11 protein-coding genes are annotated in these 16631 nt (G+C 56.6%); 3 read left to right on the top strand and 8 right to left on the bottom strand.

The genetic code is table 11. From position 1 onward, the window contains the following. Positions 1-3: 3 nt before the first annotated feature. The gene (locus tag ACYSMN_RS14680; RefSeq protein ID WP_488924653.1) at positions 4-279 is read right to left on the bottom strand and encodes a FeoA family protein; all 276 of its coding nucleotides are present in this window, start codon (positions 277-279) and stop codon (positions 4-6) included. A gap of 273 nt (positions 280-552) precedes the next feature. On the opposite strand from ACYSMN_RS14680, the gene ACYSMN_RS14675 reads away from it, so the two are divergent. Continuing rightward, positions 553-1395 carry a carboxypeptidase-like regulatory domain-containing protein gene (locus ACYSMN_RS14675; RefSeq protein WP_488924652.1) on the top strand — a complete coding sequence of 281 codons (843 nt, stop codon included), beginning with the start codon at positions 553-555 and terminating at the stop codon, positions 1393-1395. Positions 1396-1569: 174 nt separating this feature from the next. Here ACYSMN_RS14675 and ACYSMN_RS14670 read toward each other — a convergent pair whose 3' ends face one another. From ACYSMN_RS14670 to ACYSMN_RS14660, 3 genes are all read right to left on the bottom strand, one after another. Then, positions 1570-2190 carry an OmpA family protein gene (locus ACYSMN_RS14670; RefSeq protein WP_488924651.1) on the bottom strand — a complete coding sequence of 207 codons (621 nt, stop codon included), beginning with the start codon at positions 2188-2190 and terminating at the stop codon, positions 1570-1572. 48 nt (positions 2191-2238) lie between these two features. Then, a complete protein-coding gene (locus ACYSMN_RS14665) occupies positions 2239-3666 on the bottom strand; it encodes an alpha/beta hydrolase family protein (RefSeq protein ID WP_488924650.1) in 1428 nt (475 codons plus the stop codon). A 164-nt stretch (positions 3667-3830) separates the two neighbouring features. Continuing rightward, a complete protein-coding gene (locus ACYSMN_RS14660; protein ID WP_488924649.1) occupies positions 3831-6647 on the bottom strand; it encodes a TonB-dependent receptor in 2817 nt (938 codons plus the stop codon). A gap of 366 nt (positions 6648-7013) precedes the next feature. Between ACYSMN_RS14660 and ACYSMN_RS14655 the strand changes: the two genes are divergently transcribed. Beyond that, positions 7014-7469 (top strand): CHRD domain-containing protein, encoded by a 456-nt coding sequence (locus ACYSMN_RS14655; RefSeq protein ID WP_488924648.1) that lies wholly within the window; start codon positions 7014-7016, stop codon positions 7467-7469. Positions 7470-7569: 100 nt separating this feature from the next. Here the strand turns inward: ACYSMN_RS14655 and ACYSMN_RS14650 are convergent, their stop codons facing one another. After that, positions 7570-8988, bottom strand: coding sequence for an RICIN domain-containing protein (locus ACYSMN_RS14650; RefSeq protein ID WP_488924647.1), 1419 nt, complete (start codon positions 8986-8988; stop codon positions 7570-7572). Positions 8989-9172: 184 nt separating this feature from the next. Beyond that, entirely contained in the window at positions 9173-11671 is a 2499-nt protein-coding gene (locus tag ACYSMN_RS14645) for a bifunctional UDP-N-acetylmuramoyl-tripeptide:D-alanyl-D-alanine ligase/alanine racemase (RefSeq protein ID WP_488924646.1), read from the bottom strand. Positions 11672-12491: 820 nt separating this feature from the next. Here ACYSMN_RS14645 and ACYSMN_RS14640 point away from each other — a divergent pair. Continuing rightward, a complete protein-coding gene (locus tag ACYSMN_RS14640; protein ID WP_488924645.1) occupies positions 12492-12671 on the top strand; it encodes a hypothetical protein in 180 nt (59 codons plus the stop codon). A 207-nt stretch (positions 12672-12878) separates the two neighbouring features. Here the strand turns inward: ACYSMN_RS14640 and ACYSMN_RS14635 are convergent, their stop codons facing one another. Continuing rightward, on the bottom strand, positions 12879-14588 hold the full coding sequence (locus ACYSMN_RS14635; protein WP_488924644.1) for a tail fiber domain-containing protein: 1710 nt from the start codon (positions 14586-14588) through the stop codon (positions 12879-12881). Positions 14589-14633: 45 nt separating this feature from the next. Beyond that, entirely contained in the window at positions 14634-16337 is a 1704-nt protein-coding gene (locus ACYSMN_RS14630; RefSeq protein ID WP_488924643.1) for a T9SS type A sorting domain-containing protein, read from the bottom strand. Between the last annotated feature and the right edge of the window lie 294 nt (positions 16338-16631).

The raw sequence follows: 16631 nt of genomic DNA, 5'->3' as shown, positions 1-16631 counted from the left end.
TAATTATTCCTTCAGCAATATGGTAGCCGCCTCACTCACCCGCAGCGACAACGTGTAGTCAGCCGTATCGCCCACCACCAACGTGATAGGACATCCTAAAGGAGCTCGGCTATTCAGTCGCACCTGTGTACCAGGTATACAACCCATTTCCAACAGCTTTAACGCCATCTCGGGGTCCTGCAAGCAGCAGATAGTACCGCTCTCCCCTAGCCGCAGGTCTTTCACGCTCCTTTGGCGCGGAGCAGTGGCAGAGGAAGCGGTTACAGAAGAAGCGGGCATAGACTTGGTTATTTAGACTTGCTTTAAACAAAGGTACTACCCATTTAGGTTTCGGCCAATTTCAACTTATGCCACCTACTAGCATAGAATGTCTTTATTGCTAAGCTTATAACTATTTCGACGCGCAATTGCATCTTTATAAATATTTAAAGGATGCATGACGTGAATTGCTATTATCATTTTAATTTTGGGATACAAAAACTAGTCTGCCTACCTATGTTCCAACGCTTACTCTCCCTTTTTGCTCTTCTACTGTTGTTCCCAGCCCTAGGCATGGCTCAGGAGAACCGCCTGTCTGGCCGCATAGTAGACCAGAAAACCAAGGAGCCAATTCCCTTCGCCTCTATTAGCTTGCGGGAGGAATCCACTGGCGCTCTTACCAACGAGTATGGCTTCTTTCAAATAGCCACTCCTGAGAAGAACGCGCAAGACTCGCTTATTGTGCTGGCCCTCGGCTTCAAGCGCGTAGCGGTACTCGTCAAGCGCGGCGTCTCCCAAACCGATATGATTATCGAGGTACCTAAGCGAGTAATTGAGCTGGGCAACGTAACCGTGAAAGGCGGTAAAGTCAAAGACTTATCGCTGGGCTCAAAGTCCAGCACTCCGGGCGAGGGCATGATCCAAGGTATGCCGGGCAGTCAGTACGCCTTCTTCGTGAAGAACGACAAAAACAAAACGCTCGGCAACGTGCGTTCGGTATCATTTTACATCGGCGAAAACGGTTTCCCACGGGAGCCATTCCGGGTCCGTATTTACAAAGCCGACGGCAACTACAACTCGCCTAATACTGACCTGCTCACTGAAAACGTAGTAGTATCGGCTCCGAAAGGCGGGGCCTGGTATACGGTCGATTTGACCTCTTATAATATTGAAGCACCAAAAGAAGGGTTCTTCGTAGCAATGGAATGGATTGTGAGCGGTGACAAGTTTTACACCACCAACTTCATGGACACCTACACGCCCTATGGCCAAATCATGCGCCCTACTTTCGAGTTCAAGGAAAGCCGCACCTGGAGCTACACCATGGGTAAAGGATGGAGCCTGCTCACGCTCTCCAGCAACGGCCAGCGCTACAACGCCATGATCAAGGCCGAAGTAGACATGATCAAAGACTGATCACAGATTCACGCGGATTTTAACGGATTCCACGGATTTTGTAGACGATCACAAACTAAAAGAGCTTGCCAAATGGCAAGCTCTTTTAGTTTGTCGGACCAAGCCAGATTAGGTGATGTCTGGGCCAGCTACAAAATCCGTGAAATCCGCTAAAATCCGCGCTAATCCGTGATCCTAGTTGATCACGGCAATTTCTACGCGGCGGTTTTGCTGGCGGCCTTCAGCAGTGGCATTGGAGGCGACGGGAGCAGTTTCGCCCATGGGCTCTATGCTAACTCGGGCATCGCCCATGCCGCCGTTCTGGGCCAGCCATTTCTTCACGGCATCTGCCCGCTTCGCGCTTAACTCGCGGTTGTAATTTTTGTCGCCCCGAGAATCAGCGAAGCCCATTACGCGCACTTGGCTTTTACCATGACGACGACCAATAGAAGCCGCAATTTCTGACAGCGCACGGGTAGCACTAGGTTTAATTTCGGCTTTATCGGTATCAAAGAGTACCGTTTCTTCCAAACCATAAACGCTGAATTTATCGTCGCTGCGCACTGAAATTTCGGGCAGGTCGATTTCTTCGTAGGCCACATCAGCCAGTTTAGCTTTGGTCATGTCCCAGGCGGCGTCGGCAGCATTGGCAGCACCAGAAGCCGCATCGGCTACGGTAGCACCGTCGCGGGCTACTACAGCCGTGTCGGCGTTGGCTTCCTGGAGTTGGTCTTTTTCTTCAGGTTTTTTCAGGTCGCCACAAGCCGAAGCTAGGAGCGCCGTGGCTGCCAGAGCAGAAAGCAGGTGCTTTTTCATAAGGGAGGGAGTTGGTTGGGAGGAGTGTAAATAGGGAAAGCAGAAATCTTACTTACCAGTTTTGGCAGTCTTGGTAGCCTTGCCAGCGGTGTGTTCGACAATCCATTCGCGAATCGTTTCCTGAGCGAGGGGAGAAAAAACCTCCTTTGGTTGCCCATTAACGATAGGCCATTCAGCCGGATCGGGTTGGAAGAGGTGATTAACGCCTGGCAGGGGCTTCTTGGTCACGTCGCTATTTTTATTGGCTCGCAAAGCTTTGAACAGCGGCGTAAGATTAGCTTCAGCTCCTACGTAAAGATCGGCACTGCCGTTCAGGAGCAGCACTGGACACTTCACCTCCGCTAGATGTTCCAACGGATTAAAATTTAGAAAATAGCGGTACCGGAAAGAGGTCAACTCAACGGCACTTGCCTGGGCCGCGGCTTCGTCGATAGCGGTATTGTTTTGGCGCAACATATTGGCCACGATAGCACGCGCTTGCAACTCATCGGGAGTTTGGCGGATGATTTCGAGCATTGCCTGCTGACGCTTAGCGGCAGCTTCTACCTGAGCTTCTTCCGTACCCAGCGAGCGAAGCAGAGCTTGTTGCTGCTGCACCGCTAGCGCACTGCCGGGCACACCATACGCAGCCAATCCTATCACGAAGGCAGGCGGCAGAGGCTGCGTGGCAGAGAGCAACGCTACGTTTCCGCCTTCCCCGTGCCCTATCACCCCAATCTGAGCCAGATTCACTTCGGGGCGAGTACGCAAGAAGTTTAGTCCGGCCTGCACATCGCTCACCAATTCGGCGGTCGTGGTCAACGCCAAGTCGCCGGTGGAGCTACCAGTACCACGGTCATCGAAGCGAAGCACAACAATACCGCGACGCGTAAGATAGTCGGCCAACGAACCGAGCAGATGATAGTCGCCAACGGTAGCGTCTCGGTCGTGCGGTCCAGCATCCGACATCAGCACCACTGCCGGGAATGGGCCCGGGCCGGCAGGAACCGTGAGCATGCCGCCGAGGCGCACATTTACCGTCACGTTGGTGTAGGTTACTTCTTCTTCCCGATAAGGTGGGGTGAGGCGGGCCTTAGGAGCAGTATTGATGGGAGCCGGGCTGAAAGAAAGCGTCAGGGGAGCTTGGTAGCCGGGCTGTTGCCAGGTTCCCTGCACCTGCTTGCCATCGGGAGCTAGCCGCCCAATGAAGCGGCTGCCCGCTTCTTCCGCGGCGAATATTACTGTATCGCCGCGCACATCCACCCGCACCGACATGCGGCTTACCTTTTGCAGGGGCACGTCGAGGGTGGCAAAATAGGAACCGTCGGTGAGGCTGACGAGGCGAAAAATCACCTCCAGCTCGCCACCGGGCATCTTTAACGGGCCTTTCCACAGTCCGTCAAGAGCCGGCCTAGCCATAGCTACTGGCCCAACCACGCAAAGCAACAATATGAGCAGCCAACGGCGAAGCAAAAACGCGCAAAGAGTTTTTTTCATGTCAAGTAGAGAAAAAGCAACCAGCATAGACCGGTCGCTTCTCCGCAATATAGGAACATCTGGTGCCAGCATTGCAAAAAAAGAGCTTCTAAGCCAAAGATGCAGCTACTATATACGCACAGCGCCCTTTTCCGGAGTGGAAAAGGGCGCTGTTTGAAGAAGACTTATAAGCCTATGTTGTAAGCTGCTTTCAGATAAACAAATCGACCGTTGAAACCCATTTGCACCGGATCATACGGGAAGATGTCGCGGTTTTCGGGCAAATTCGAAGGCCGATTAAAACGGGCCTGGTAATACGCCTCAAAAGCCTCGACACTGGCAAAACGACCTTCGCCCGGCGGGCGGCCATTGCGAGCCGCTTCTAGTTTGGTATTCGGATATACATCAAACAGGTTTTGTGCCCCAGCTGTGAAAGACAGCGCCTTGATGGGCCGGTAGGTTAGCACCACATCGGTAACGAAGCGGGGGTCGTACTGCAGAAAGTAACTACCGAAATCGTTGCCCTCGGAGTTGTTGTCGAAGTAAGACACCTCGCCGAAATAAGTACCACGTAGCAACAGACCTATTTTACCTAGTTCGTAACCCGCCGTAAAAAATGCCTTACTGCGCGGATTGCCAGTTTGCAGCAGCGAAAGCTGGCGCTGATCTACGTAGCTGGTACTTAAGTTGAGCGCGTTTTCGGGTTGTGGTGTTCTATCAGTTGCGAGCTGTCTAAACAGATCAGGTACCTGAATATTTCGGATGGTGGTACGGTTGAAGTTGGCAGCAGCACTCAGCGAGAGGGTACCCCGACCGACTCCTTTTCGAAAATTAGCCACTACGTCTAAGCCCCGCGTGCGCGTATCAACAGCATTGGTGAAGAACTGGGCCTGGTCTATCAGTCTCTCAATAAAAACATCATCAAATGGCTGGTTGCTCCCCGCTCTAAACGTACCAGATAGCACAATCCGGTCGTCAATATCTATTTGGTAGGCATCCACGGCTACATTGAAAGCCGGGCTTGGCGTCAGGACCAGGCCCGCACTGATGTTACGCGAGTTTTCTTCTTTTAGCTGAGGGATGCCTGCCGCTTTCGCGAACAGGGAAGAATTATTGAAGAGACCCGATACAAATACACCTTCAGGAGTAGGCAGCGACGTGAATTGGCTGTAGAACTCCTGTTGTAGCGATGGCGCGCGGAAACCGGTGTTGTATGCGGCGCGCACGGCCAGCGGCTTCAGCAGTTGCAGGCGCGATGCTACCTTATAGATAAAGGCGGAACCAAAGTCGCTGTAGTTTTCGAAGCGAAGCGCCGTGTTTACGGTCCATTTCTTGGTAACGTCAACTTCCACGTCGAGAAACCCGCCTACGTTATTGCGGGTGCCTAACGACTCTTCCACTGACCTTTCACCAAATCCTACAAATCCTTGGGAACCGATTTTGTTGGTGATGCCCTCGTCAAACAAACCAGAAGACAAATTACTGCCGGCGACGATTTCGTAGCGCTCGGTACGGTACTCGGCGCCAAATGCTACGTTGGTTCCGGCCAATACGTTCGAGAACAGGCGGTTGAAGGTAGCGTTGCTTACGTTTTGCCGAAACTGATAGCCGCCGGCCTCAAACTCCGTGGGTGAATTTTCACCTTTGGAAAAGTTCAGCGTGTTGTTTAAATCGTAGCGCATTTGGTTGTAGCCTACCACGTGGCTAACATCGAGGCTCCAGCGACCCAAGCCGAGTGCTACGCCAAGGGCCGCAGAGGCGTCGTGGATGCGGGTATTGATGTTGGGTTGGAAGCCCAAAGGGAAAACGGATGCCCGGATGGCTGCAGTATCGGAAACGGGCAGTACCCACGGGGCTACTGCTTTACCGCGCCGAAAGTTGTAGCCACCAAACGAATAGAACCGAACTTTCTCGGACGCTAACACACTGGCGTTGAACAGGCCTCGCACGTTACGAATCTGGGCATTACCGTTCTGCTGCTCGTAGTCAGCATACGTTTTACCCCTAGCCGCTAAAAGTGAGTCCTCCTGCCGAGGATTAAAGGAAAATACTGGTCTAGAGGCTACGTCGCGGGAGTAGCCGCGGGTAGTGGAGCCGCGATGGTCTACGTCGCCGGTGAGATTGAGAAAACCTTTTTTGCCTAATCGCAAGCCTTTATTTAGCGATATTAGTGTACTGAGCCCGTCCCCCTCGGTGTGAACACCGCTGCTTACTAACGCGTTGCCGCCTTTGCTATCGGACTTCAGATTGATGTTGATTACGCCAGCAATAGCGTCGGAGCCATATTGGGCAGCAGCCCCATCGCGCAGAACTTCCACCCGGTCGATGCCATTGCTAGGCAAAGTGTTCAGATCATAACCCACGTTGCCCACACCCCGGTTGCCAAGCAGATTAATAAGCGCCGTTGTGTGGCGTCGCTTGCCATTCACGAGCACCAACATTTGGTCGGTACCTAGGCCACGCAACGACGATGGATCAATGTGGTCGGAGCCGCCGGCAGAGGTTTGGCGGGTAGAATTGAAAGCCGGCACCACGTAGGTCAGAAGCTGCGTTACGTCGGTTTGCGGGGCGGTTAGAACCAACTCACGCATGTCCACTACATCAATGGGCGCTACGGACTCTAGAGCCGTGCGGTCGACACGGCGAGTACCTACAGCTACAGCTTCGGTTACGAGTTGGAAATTGAAATCCACCGTTTTTTCCGGCACCAGGAAGATGTTAGTCAGTAGCTGCGGACGGTAGCTGATCTGCGTAACCTGGAGCGTGTAGGGTCCACCATGCAGCATATCAGGGATGGTGAAGGTGCCTGTAGCGCCAGTAGTAGCCGTACGCCGAATACCGGTGGGCAAATGCACTGCCGTTACCACTGCCCCGATGAGCGTTTCATCCTTATCCGATACAACACTACCAGTGATTGAGGCAGTTTGGGCTACAGAGCTGTGGGCAAGGAAGGTGAACAGGCCGAAAAAACACAGCCAAAAGCGGGTACAATTTATTGTCATATTACTGTTCAGCTTTGTTAAGAATCCTCACAAAAAAAGTATAAAGCTTCGGCATACTTATATTATTTCCATTAATCTCAAAAAAATAAACACAGTTGCGTGTTAATCAATGACTTTGTTATTGCATCAATTCATCATAAAATTTGAAATCAGCCACCTTAAGCTCAACAAAAAGCTGATATTCAACAAACTATATTTATCGAATACAGTGAATAGCTTACTATATTTACACCATGTCATTTTTTCAAGTTTCCTTTTTCTCCACTGTACAGCTTCTTCCCAACTCCTCTCAACTTAAGACTCTTTTAAAATCTCCGCCTTTTCGTTCGCCTCAGATTGCCACACCTTCTTCTCACCTTCAATTGTATGATCCAGAAAAAACTTTACACGCTTTTACTGTTTGCCTGCACTTTGCTTGCTACCGCTTGCAAGGACGACGACAAAGAGATCCCGCCTACACCTGCCAACCCCATTGTGAAGCTTGGCGCTGCTATGACAGGTGCCCAGCAGGTTCCGGCGGTTACAACCATGGCCTCAGGTGAATTCGAGGGTACATATAATACTGAAACCCAGGAGTTGGAATACACGATTGTTTTCCGAGGCCTAACGCCTAGTAATGGTCACTTCCACTATGGTAGACCAGGAACAACTGACATCGTAGCAATAGCTTTTCCACAATATGCAACCTCCCCTATAAAGGCGCGAATAACCTTGTCACGGAGTGATGCGGAGAAGATGCTCAATGGTGGGATGTATGCGAACTTGCATAGTTTAGATTTTCCTAAAGGAGAATTACGCGGGGATATCAAAGTTGTTCCTTAGTAAAATTACTATAGCATAATGAAAAGAGGCCAAGCTTGAACGCTTGGCCTCTTTTCATTATGCTTGACAAACCCAATGATTTTTGTTGATGACTACAACATTACTCTTTGACAAATTTTTGGCGATACTCCCGCTTACCGTCGGAAGCGGTGACTATGTAGATACCTGAAGCTAAGTTGGCAACGTCCAGCTGGCCGTTACCAAGATAGCGAGCAGACCTTAGAACAGTACCGTGTATATCAGCAACCTGTGCCCGTGTGAGCTTCAAAGATTCAGGCAAAGACAAAGTCACTGTGGTTTTTGCTGGGTTCGGATATAGTCTTAAAGCTTTTTCAAGTGGATGAGTTGAAGTTGTACTCAAAGCTACTCCCCGATTAGCGCCCACGTACCTTACAAACCACATCTGGTTATAACTGCCAAAGTTGTACCATTGATTGGCTGGTTGACCCTCCCGATAATAATTGGGGTTCCCACCACCAATCTCTAGTACCTTGTCACTATATGTGTTTTTGATTTTGAAGTTGCGGCCATCCTTGATCTGTTCCAGAGTTAAGTAGTTATTAGTACCTGTATCATGGAAAGACCATTGTTGATGCCGAGCACCCCAGACATCATTTGCATTGTTCCACAGATTGGCGTGGCGCCCAGCTTCCGTTAAATCGCCATTGCCACCAATTTCGAGGACTTGTTGAGTGTTACGATTAGTAATGTAGAAGCTGTAAGGATCAATGTAACCATCGAAATTAACGTTTGAAAATGTCCATTGTTGCCCTGCCAATCCCCGATCGGTCGATTGAGTAACCCGATTATCGTCGCCATTAGCTGATAATGCCATGAGGCTATTTGCATTGATAATACTGTACACGCCCAAGTCTGTGTTGGCACTTGGATTTGCGCTTACATCAATGATATTCCAGTTCCGCCATAATGATTGATTTTTAGACACGCAAGCTTTGTCTGTACCCGTAGGTGAAAAACCAAGTCGATATCCATTAGCACGCAAGGCTATTTGAACTGTGCCGGAGTTGCTTACTTGGCGTAACTCCCACAACTGAACGGGGTCAGGAAGTGAGTTTCCGCTTTGCTGACGGAAATTTTGACTCACTAGGCTTCGCTCGTCTTCTCTTCCGAAATAATTACTTCGAAGGTCAGGAACTTCTAGTATTTGCCCACTATTCCTATTGATTATTTCATATGAGATTACTGTGCCTCCCGCCTCAGGAACTGCTCGGAACATCCACTGTTGATGAGCTCCACCCCAATAGTCCCACTTGTTAACGTAATGGCCAGGTTGATATCGGTTGCCTCCTCCTACTTCTAATGCTTGCTGATCCCTAATTGGGCAAGGTGAATTCGGGTTGCTTTGATTAAGTATGTTTGGGTCAGACCCAGCACAACCAAGAATCTTGTATACATGTCCGGGAATTGGAACAAAGTCGGCATGACCAGCAAATGGCAGCAACAAAAGAATCATTAGTAGGGACCAAGCGCTACTACTTACTAAGTAATATTTTTTCATGTGATTACAGTTGATTTTTGATGAATGATTTAGGTTTGTCGATGGCAAGTATATCATTTTATATGATTTTTTTAAATTTCGTGTATACGTTTTTGTTAATTAATACTGCACTTGAGTTTGCTGAGCTCATTTTTTCTGAGAACAACAAACCCTACATAGTTAGAATACCATAAAATATAATCGTCTACTCCGCCACAAACACCCGCTTCACTCGCTCACTCACATTCGTGAGCAGCTCGTATGGGATGGTGCCGATACGGGCGGCAAGTTCCGGGAGGGGCAGGTGAGGCCCGAAGATTTCGGCGGTGTCGCCGGCCTGGGTGCCCTCAATGCGCGTGACATCGACCATGCACATGTCCATGCACACGCTGCCGATGATGGGCGCGCGCTGGCCCCGAATTACTACTTCGCCAGTGGCGTTGCCGAAGCGCCGGTCATAGCCATCTGCGTAGCCGATGGCGAGGGTGGCGATGCGCCGCTCGAAATCGGTGGGTTGGCCGCGGCGGCCGTAGCCGACGGTTTCGCCGGGCGGCAGCGTTTTCACCTGCGAGATGGTGGTGCGTAGCGTGCTGACGGGCTGCAATGCATCTTGCTCGCGGGTGGTGGCTTCCACGCCGTAAAGGCCTATTCCGAGCCGCACCATGTCGAAGTGAGCTTCGGGGAAGCGAAGAATGCCGGCTGAATTGAGGGCGTGCCTGAGGATGGGATAGCCGAGGGCTGCCTCCAAGGCGGGCGTCATGCGTTGGAAGGCGGCCAGCTGGCGGCGCGAGAAGTCGTCGTGCTGGTCTTCGTCGGCGCCGGCTAAGTGGGTGAGGGCGCTGGCAACGCGCAGGTGAGCGGCGTTTTCGCGAAGTAGGCGGGTGAGTTCCGGCAGGTCGGTTTCGGCGAAGCCGAGGCGGTGCATGCCGGTATCGAGTTTGAGATGAATAGCGGGCAGTGGTTGCTCCTGGGCGGCGCGCAGGTAGTCGTGCAGCCGCTCGAAGGAGTAGATTTCGGGTTCTAGGTGATACTGACGCAGCTTTTGGAAGGCATCAGGCGAGGGATTCATCACCATTACGGGCAGGCTGATGCCGTGTCGGCGCAAATCCACGCCTTCGTCTGTGTAGGCCACGGCGAGGTAGTCGGCGCGGTGGAACTGGAGCAGGTTGGCCACTTCGAAGGAGCCGCTGCCGTAGGCAAACGCCTTCACCATCACCATGAGGCGAGTGCCGGGTTGCAGACGGCGGCGGTAGAAATTGAGGTTGTGGGCTAGCGCGTCGAGGTTTACTTCCAGCACCGTGCCGTGGATTTTCTGCTGGAACACGGCCACGATTCGCTCGAAGCTAAAGCGGCGGGCACCTTTCACGAGGATGGTTTCGTGCCGGTACTCATCGGGTTGAAAGTGTTGCAGAAAGTCTTCCGTACTGTCATAAAAAACAGCCTTCACCGCCTCAAAAGCCCGCTGGCGCCTGGTGATTTCCGGGCCGATGCCAATGAGCCTTTCCACACCGTGGGTGGTGAGCAGGATGGCGACGCGGGCGTACAGCTCGGGGGCGGGCAGGCCGGATTCGAGCACGTCGCTCAGGACCAGGGTGCGGCTGCTCCGGCGGGGCTGCTGGGCCAGCGCGTTCAGGGCCAGCGCCAGGCCGGCGAGGTCGTTGTTGTAGGTGTCGTCGAGGATGTAGCAGTCGTTGAGGGCCTGCTTCATTTCCAGACGCATGGCCACGGGCTGGAGCCGGGTGAGGCGGCGCTGGATTTCGTCGTTGGGCGTTAGCCGCCACAGCAGCACGGCGAGGCAATGCAAGGCATTTTCGATGGAAGGCTCATCGGCAAAAGGCAGCGTGAAGGTGTAGACGTGCGGCTTCGATTGATGCGTGAAGGATGCCTGTACCACCGCGTGGTCGTCGGCCGCGCGCTGCACGCGCATGGTCAGGTTGGCGGCGGCCAGGGCGCGGCGGCTCCAGGTGAAGCGTTTGTGCTCGGGCAGGTGGCGCTGGGCGGCGGCGTGAATCAGTTCGTGGTCCTGGCAGTAGAAGAGCGTATCTACGTCATGGAACAGCTGCATCTTCTCCGCTACTTTCTCCAGATGGTCGGTGAAGCCGGCATCGTGGGCGGTGCCGAGGTTGGTGAATATGCCCAGCGTGGGTTGGATTACGCGGGCCAATCGGGCCATTTCGCCCCGCTCGGAAATGCCGGCCTCGAAGATGCCGAGCGTGTGCGTGTCGTTCAGCTCCCACACGCTCAGAGGCACGCCCACTTGCGAGTTGTAGGAGCGCGGGCTTTTGCAGATCAGCTCATCGGGAGCCAGCAGCTGTGCTAGCCACTCCTTTACGATGGTTTTGCCATTGGACCCCGTGATGCCGAGCACGGGCAGGCGGAAGCGGCGGCGGTGCGCGGCGGCCACAGCCTGGAGCGCGGTTAGTGTATCTTCTACCAACAGAATGCCCGCCGCTGGATAAGCCAGCGCCCCGCCCGGAATTTCCGCCTCCCTATCCACCACAAATAGCCGCACGCCTTGCTGGTACAGCTCGGGCAGGTAGCGGTGCCCGTTGTGCTGCGGCCCGCGCAACGCAAAAAATACGCTGCCCGCCACCGGCCCCACGCGGCGGCTATCGAGCAGCAACGACTGAACGGGCGCGGGGCCGGCGGGAGTACATAGCACCGTGCCGCGGGTGAGGCTAGAAAGGTCGATGAAGTCGAGCATGGTGCCGGCAAAGGTACGGCAGGCGCGGGGAGGCTGTAGATAGCTGGCGGCAGTCTTGAGCCGACGCAGTCGACGAAGACTGCCAGCCACGCAGCCGGGCAAGTCTTCAGACTTGCGAAACTGACCTATGCGGATCTACTGGTTTGTCCTATCCATCTGAAAACGGAACCTGCTAAGACCAACGGTAGCACCGCGCTTTGTTCACGAGGTTTCGCGGGTTGGAAGGTTTGTACAGGGGAATAGTGCGGCTTTGTTTGGTGGGCTTCGCAAGTCTGAAGACTTGCTGGGCTGCGTGGCTGGGCAGTCTTCGTCGACTGCGTCGGCTCAAGACTGCCGCCAGGGGCGCTAAGACTGCCGCCAGAGGAGGATTGTCCAAGGCCCGCACCGCCGACAACGCGTAGCCGATACGGGTTAGAAATTGAATTTTTTCAAGCCCGGCCGCGGCCGGAGCCGTGAGAAATCAATTTGGGAAGGCTCCGCCCTCGACCGGAGGACCTGGAAATCGATTTTTCACCGCACCGGTCTTCGCCCGAACCAGTAAACTTGTCGTTCCCGGCCCTCCGCCCTATCCCGGAAGGCTCGGAACGGCGTTTTCGGGCATTCTGGCCGGGACCGGAGCGGTAAAAAACTGCTTTCCCGAAGCACCGGCCGGCGCCAGGGGCTTTACAAAAGCATTGCTTCCGGAAGCTGCTATACGGAGACAATAAGCCCTTACTCACTTACTCACCTACTCACCATCTTAGGGCCACTATCGTTATCGGCTGGCGCGGGCTGTAGCCCGCCATCGGCTACTGCACCGAATGCCATCTACAACGCGCCATTGGCGACCAAGTACGTAGAGGGGCGCTTTGATGGGAACTGGTACTGGCGCAGCACCTCGCTGTCCTGCCTCGATGAGATGCGAATCGGCCATGACACGCTCGGCCGCTCCCTTATCAATGAGGTGCCCTACGACACCTTCTACAGTGTAGAAGGTGTCGTAGGGCTACGCCACCAGTAATTTTCTCCGTCTCCTGGGGGTTGCAGAGCATCATCAGCCCGAAATGTGGCTGCACCTGGAGCAAGGCCGGCAACTGCTTATTCTAACCTATGAGTTCGAGCGGTACGCGGAAAAGTGTGCAGAAAAAGCTGTCGCCCGGCGCCGGGGCGGGCCGCGGCCCCGAACTCGCGCCGACGGACCGGCGCGGAAGAACGCGCGGGGCCCAGGCTAGCGGCTGACCTGCAGGCCGCGGCCTTCCAGGGCCTGCATCCGGCGCAGCAGCGCGGCATTCTGGGCTTGGAGGGCTTCAATCTGAGCCTGCTGCTCCTGCACGGCCCGCACCAGCGGCACCACGAACTGGGCGTAGCCCAGGCTGTAGTGGTCGCGGGCGGTGACCGGGCGGTGCAGCCCGTCGAAGTCGTAGCCCACGGCGCGGGCGGCCTGCTCCACCTCCTGGGCCAGAAAGCCGGTTTGCACGCGGGCCGCCGGGGCGGGCGCGCTGCGGGCCGGCAGGGTGCCGGTGCGCTCGAGCGCGCTGAGGCGGGCGTCGTCGAAGCGGTAGGTAACGGGGCGCAGGCGGGTGATGAAGGCCAGGCCCGGCACGTTGGCCCGCACGTCGTACTTGAAGCGCGCGTCGGAGCTGACCGTGAGCGGGGCCGTGCAGAACAGGAACTGGGTAGCCGCGTTGCCTAGCCGGACGGAGTTGTTGACGGCGGTCAGGGAGGCGTAGCCCAGGGTCACGATATTCGTCAGATTGGGAGCGGCCGGGCCGCTGCCCGAGCCTACGGCCGTAATGCCGCTGCCTTGGCTGACCCCGTTGCCGGCGTTGTAGCCGAGAAGCGTGTTGTCGGCGGCCGCGGCGAAGTTTCTGCCGCTGGTGTACCCCACGCAGGTGTTGCGCACCCCGCCAACGTTGGCGTAGCCGCTCTGGTAGCCTTCATAATGGTTGCGGTTGCCGGTGGTGTTGGAAAAGCCGCTCTGGTAGCCGCTGAAATGGTTGCCGCTGATGCTTTGGTTGTTAAAGCCGCTCTGGTAGCCGTCGAAGTGGTTGTTGCTGCCCGTCGTGTTCGCGTAGCCGCTCTGGTAGCCGCTGAACACGTTGTTGTTGCCGGCTGTGTTGTTGTAGCCGCTGTTGTAGCCGTCGAAGAGGTTGTTGAAGCCCGTTAAGTTGTTGTAGCCGCTCAGGTAGCCGCTGAACTGGTTGTTGGCACCCGTTCGGTTGTTGTAGCCGCTTCCAAGGCCATTGAACTGGTTGTAGCTGCCCGTCGTGTTGTAGGAGCCGCTCCCGTTGCCGCTGAACTGGTTGAAGCTACCCGTCGTGTTGTCGTAGCCGGTTTGAAAGCCCACGAACAAGTTGTCGCGGCCCGTGGTGTTGCTAATGCCGCTCTGGTAGCCAGTGAAGTGGTTGTGGATGCCTCTGGACAAGCCAGGGGTCAGGCTTTGCCCGGCCTGGTAGCCGATGAGCAGGTTGTTGCCCACCCCGTTCTGGGCCAGGTTCAGGCCGCCGTCGGCGCGCACGCCCACCCCCACGGTGCCGATGCTGGCCCCGGTGCCGGTGAGGGCGTTGGCTTGCAGGTTCAGGGCCTGGGTGGCGGTGTGGTTGCCCAGGTTGTCGGCCGCGCCGCCGGCCGGGTTGAGAAACACCCAGGCGGCGGGGCTGCCACCGAAGTACCAGAAGCCGGTTTGCGGCCCGCCGCTGGCCGTGCCGTCGGTCTGATACACCATCAGCCCCTGGGGCGGGCCGACGATGGCCCCGCGCTGGGCGGCCGTGAGGCGTGGCACGAGCAGGCCCTTGTCCGTGGCGCGGATGTCGAGCGCGGCCGAGGCGGCGGGTGTGGCCGTGCCGATGCCCACCGATTGGGCCAGCGCCGGCCGGACCAGTCCACCCAGCCCCAGCAGTGACAGCGGCGCTATTCGCCAGAAGAACTTGATTTTCATGAAAAGAGAGAAATACGTGTTATAAAGCCTGGTCTGCGCCCGCGCCTACTCCACGGCCACCACCACCCGGCAGCTCACCGGCTGGGCCGCCACCTCGGCTCGCAGCACGTAAAGTCCAGCCGCCAGGCCGCGCAGCGACAGCGTGCCCGTCGGGCTTTTCGGCGAAGCGAAAGCGCGCACCAGCCGGCCCTGGGCATCGTAGAGGCGCAGCCCGGCCGGCACGGGGCCGGAGCTGGGGTAGCGCAGGCGCAGTTCCCCGGCGGCGGGGTTTGGGTACACCCCAAAGCCCAGCGCGGCGGCCGCCCGCTCGGTGGTACCCAGTAGCGAGCCGGAGGACTGCACCCGCGCGGCAAGGATGTCCCGGCTGACCGAGCCCGTTGACCAGTGCACCTGCACCGAGCCGTTGGGCTGGCTCACGGGCACATGGTCCAGGTTCGTAGACGTGGCATCCAGAGATCCAGGCTGGTTGTTGGCCTCCGTGCTCAGCGTCACGCCGTTCACGGCGAATGCGACGCCGCCCGTCGGCAGCAGCTTCTGGGCCCGGAAATCGGTGTTGGTGCGGTAGAAGGCCATCACCGAGCCGTTGTCGGACGGCACCAGCCGGGGGCGCAAGGGCGAGGCCGGCTGGTCATAGAGGGGCACGCCCGCGGGGTTCCAGGCCAGGGTGCCGGCCGCGTCTATTTTCTGGGCGTAGCAGTTGTAGATGTTCGTCCCCAGCCGATTGTCTTCCCAGGCCATCCACAGGGCGTTGTCGTGCCAGATGGCGTGCGCGTTGGTCTGGCCCGAGGCGAAGGTGCACAGGCTCACGTAGCCGGGGCTGGCCCAGCCCAGCGCGCCGCTGGGCAATATCTTCGCCACCAGCGGGTCGCCGCCAAACGAGGCCCAGGCCACGTAGAGGTTGCCGGCCGGGTCCGCCGCGGCCTGCACGTCGCCGGTGCCCTGGCCCAGCGGCCCGTCGGCCGACAGCAGCGTGGTGGTGCTCCACGCCGGGCTGTTGCCCTGGAAGCGCTGCACCTGAATGCCGGTGGTGCCCGAGCCGTACGCAACCACGTAAAAGCCGTTGGCCCCGTCGCTGAGCACACGGTGGTTGGACAGCGGTCTGCCGTTGGGCGAGGTCGCGCTGAACTGATTCGAGTTGAGGGCCCAGCGCACGGCGCCCGTCGGGCTCACCTCGTTGAAGGACAAGCGCGTGGGGCCCGAGCCATCCGCACCGCTCGTGATGACGGCACCCGTGCTGGTGGGAATGATGTTCAGACTGCCTTCGGAGACAAAGGTGATGAAGGCCGAGTTGTCGCGCCGGGCCACGAGGGCCGGCTGGGCCCACTGCGGCGCGCCGGCCGCGTCGTAGTACTGGCAGCGCACGCTGTCGCCGCCAATACCGAAGCCGCCCTGCACCCAGGCCACCAGCATCCCGCTCTGCCAGGCAATGGCCCGCACCCCGAAAATTTCGCGCCCGCGGGTCTGGAACAGGCGCAGGCCGTTGATGGGCAGCTGCGGGGTGCCGGCCGCGTCCAAGTGCTGCATGTAAAGCGCCGTGCCGGGGCCGCTCTGGCTGCCGCCGCGCTTGTCGGCCCATATGGCATAGGAGCCGCCTGCCCCGTCGGCGAAGCCCTGCACGTACCGCTGGTCGCCGGGGGCGAAGCACACCGTCAGCGGCGTGCTCGGCGAAGTCGGAAACTGCGCCCTTGCCGACAGGCTCAGCAGCAGAACCAGCAGGGCGCTCAGGTAAAAAGTCGTAGTCGTTTTCATGGGTATGAGGTTGAGTGAAAGTCTGTTTGTGGCGTAGTTCAGGAAATAACTATTTCAACCTGATGGAGTCGCCTGGCAGCGCACTGCCAAATTCACCGCAGGCGCAAGGTGAAAACCGAGCCCTATGGCCAGGGAGGAAGCAAGCGCACACTCACGCCCCAAAGTTGTTTTTTCAGCCAGACCGCCGCTGGTTTAGTCGACCAGCAGCAGGCGAACAGCGCAATACGACCCTGGCGCGGCGACGAACAGCGTCCAACCAGCGAGTCGGCCAGCCCAACAAAATGACAAACCATT

This window comes from Hymenobacter sp. M1-2, assembly GCF_057808495.1.
Note: the sequence above shows the minus strand (reverse complement) of the source record. Positions and strands in the feature narration are given on the sequence as shown.

What these genes read in the sequence shown, in the direction of transcription:
- ACYSMN_RS14680 (WP_488924653.1), bottom strand. Translation starts at nt 279, where the DNA reads ATGCCCGCTTCTTCTGTAACCGCTTCCTCTGCCACTGCTCCGCGCCAA.
- ACYSMN_RS14675 (WP_488924652.1), top strand. Translation starts at nt 553, where the DNA reads ATGGCTCAGGAGAACCGCCTGTCTGGCCGCATAGTAGACCAGAAAACC.
- ACYSMN_RS14670 (WP_488924651.1), bottom strand. Translation starts at nt 2,190, where the DNA reads ATGAAAAAGCACCTGCTTTCTGCTCTGGCAGCCACGGCGCTCCTAGCT.
- ACYSMN_RS14665 (WP_488924650.1), bottom strand. Translation starts at nt 3,666, where the DNA reads ATGAAAAAAACTCTTTGCGCGTTTTTGCTTCGCCGTTGGCTGCTCATA.
- ACYSMN_RS14660 (WP_488924649.1), bottom strand. Translation starts at nt 6,647, where the DNA reads ATGACAATAAATTGTACCCGCTTTTGGCTGTGTTTTTTCGGCCTGTTC.
- ACYSMN_RS14655 (WP_488924648.1), top strand. Translation starts at nt 7,014, where the DNA reads ATGATCCAGAAAAAACTTTACACGCTTTTACTGTTTGCCTGCACTTTG.
- ACYSMN_RS14650 (WP_488924647.1), bottom strand. Translation starts at nt 8,988, where the DNA reads ATGAAAAAATATTACTTAGTAAGTAGTAGCGCTTGGTCCCTACTAATG.
- ACYSMN_RS14645 (WP_488924646.1), bottom strand. Translation starts at nt 11,671, where the DNA reads ATGCTCGACTTCATCGACCTTTCTAGCCTCACCCGCGGCACGGTGCTA.
- ACYSMN_RS14635 (WP_488924644.1), bottom strand. Translation starts at nt 14,588, where the DNA reads ATGAAAATCAAGTTCTTCTGGCGAATAGCGCCGCTGTCACTGCTGGGG.
- ACYSMN_RS14630 (WP_488924643.1), bottom strand. Translation starts at nt 16,337, where the DNA reads ATGAAAACGACTACGACTTTTTACCTGAGCGCCCTGCTGGTTCTGCTG.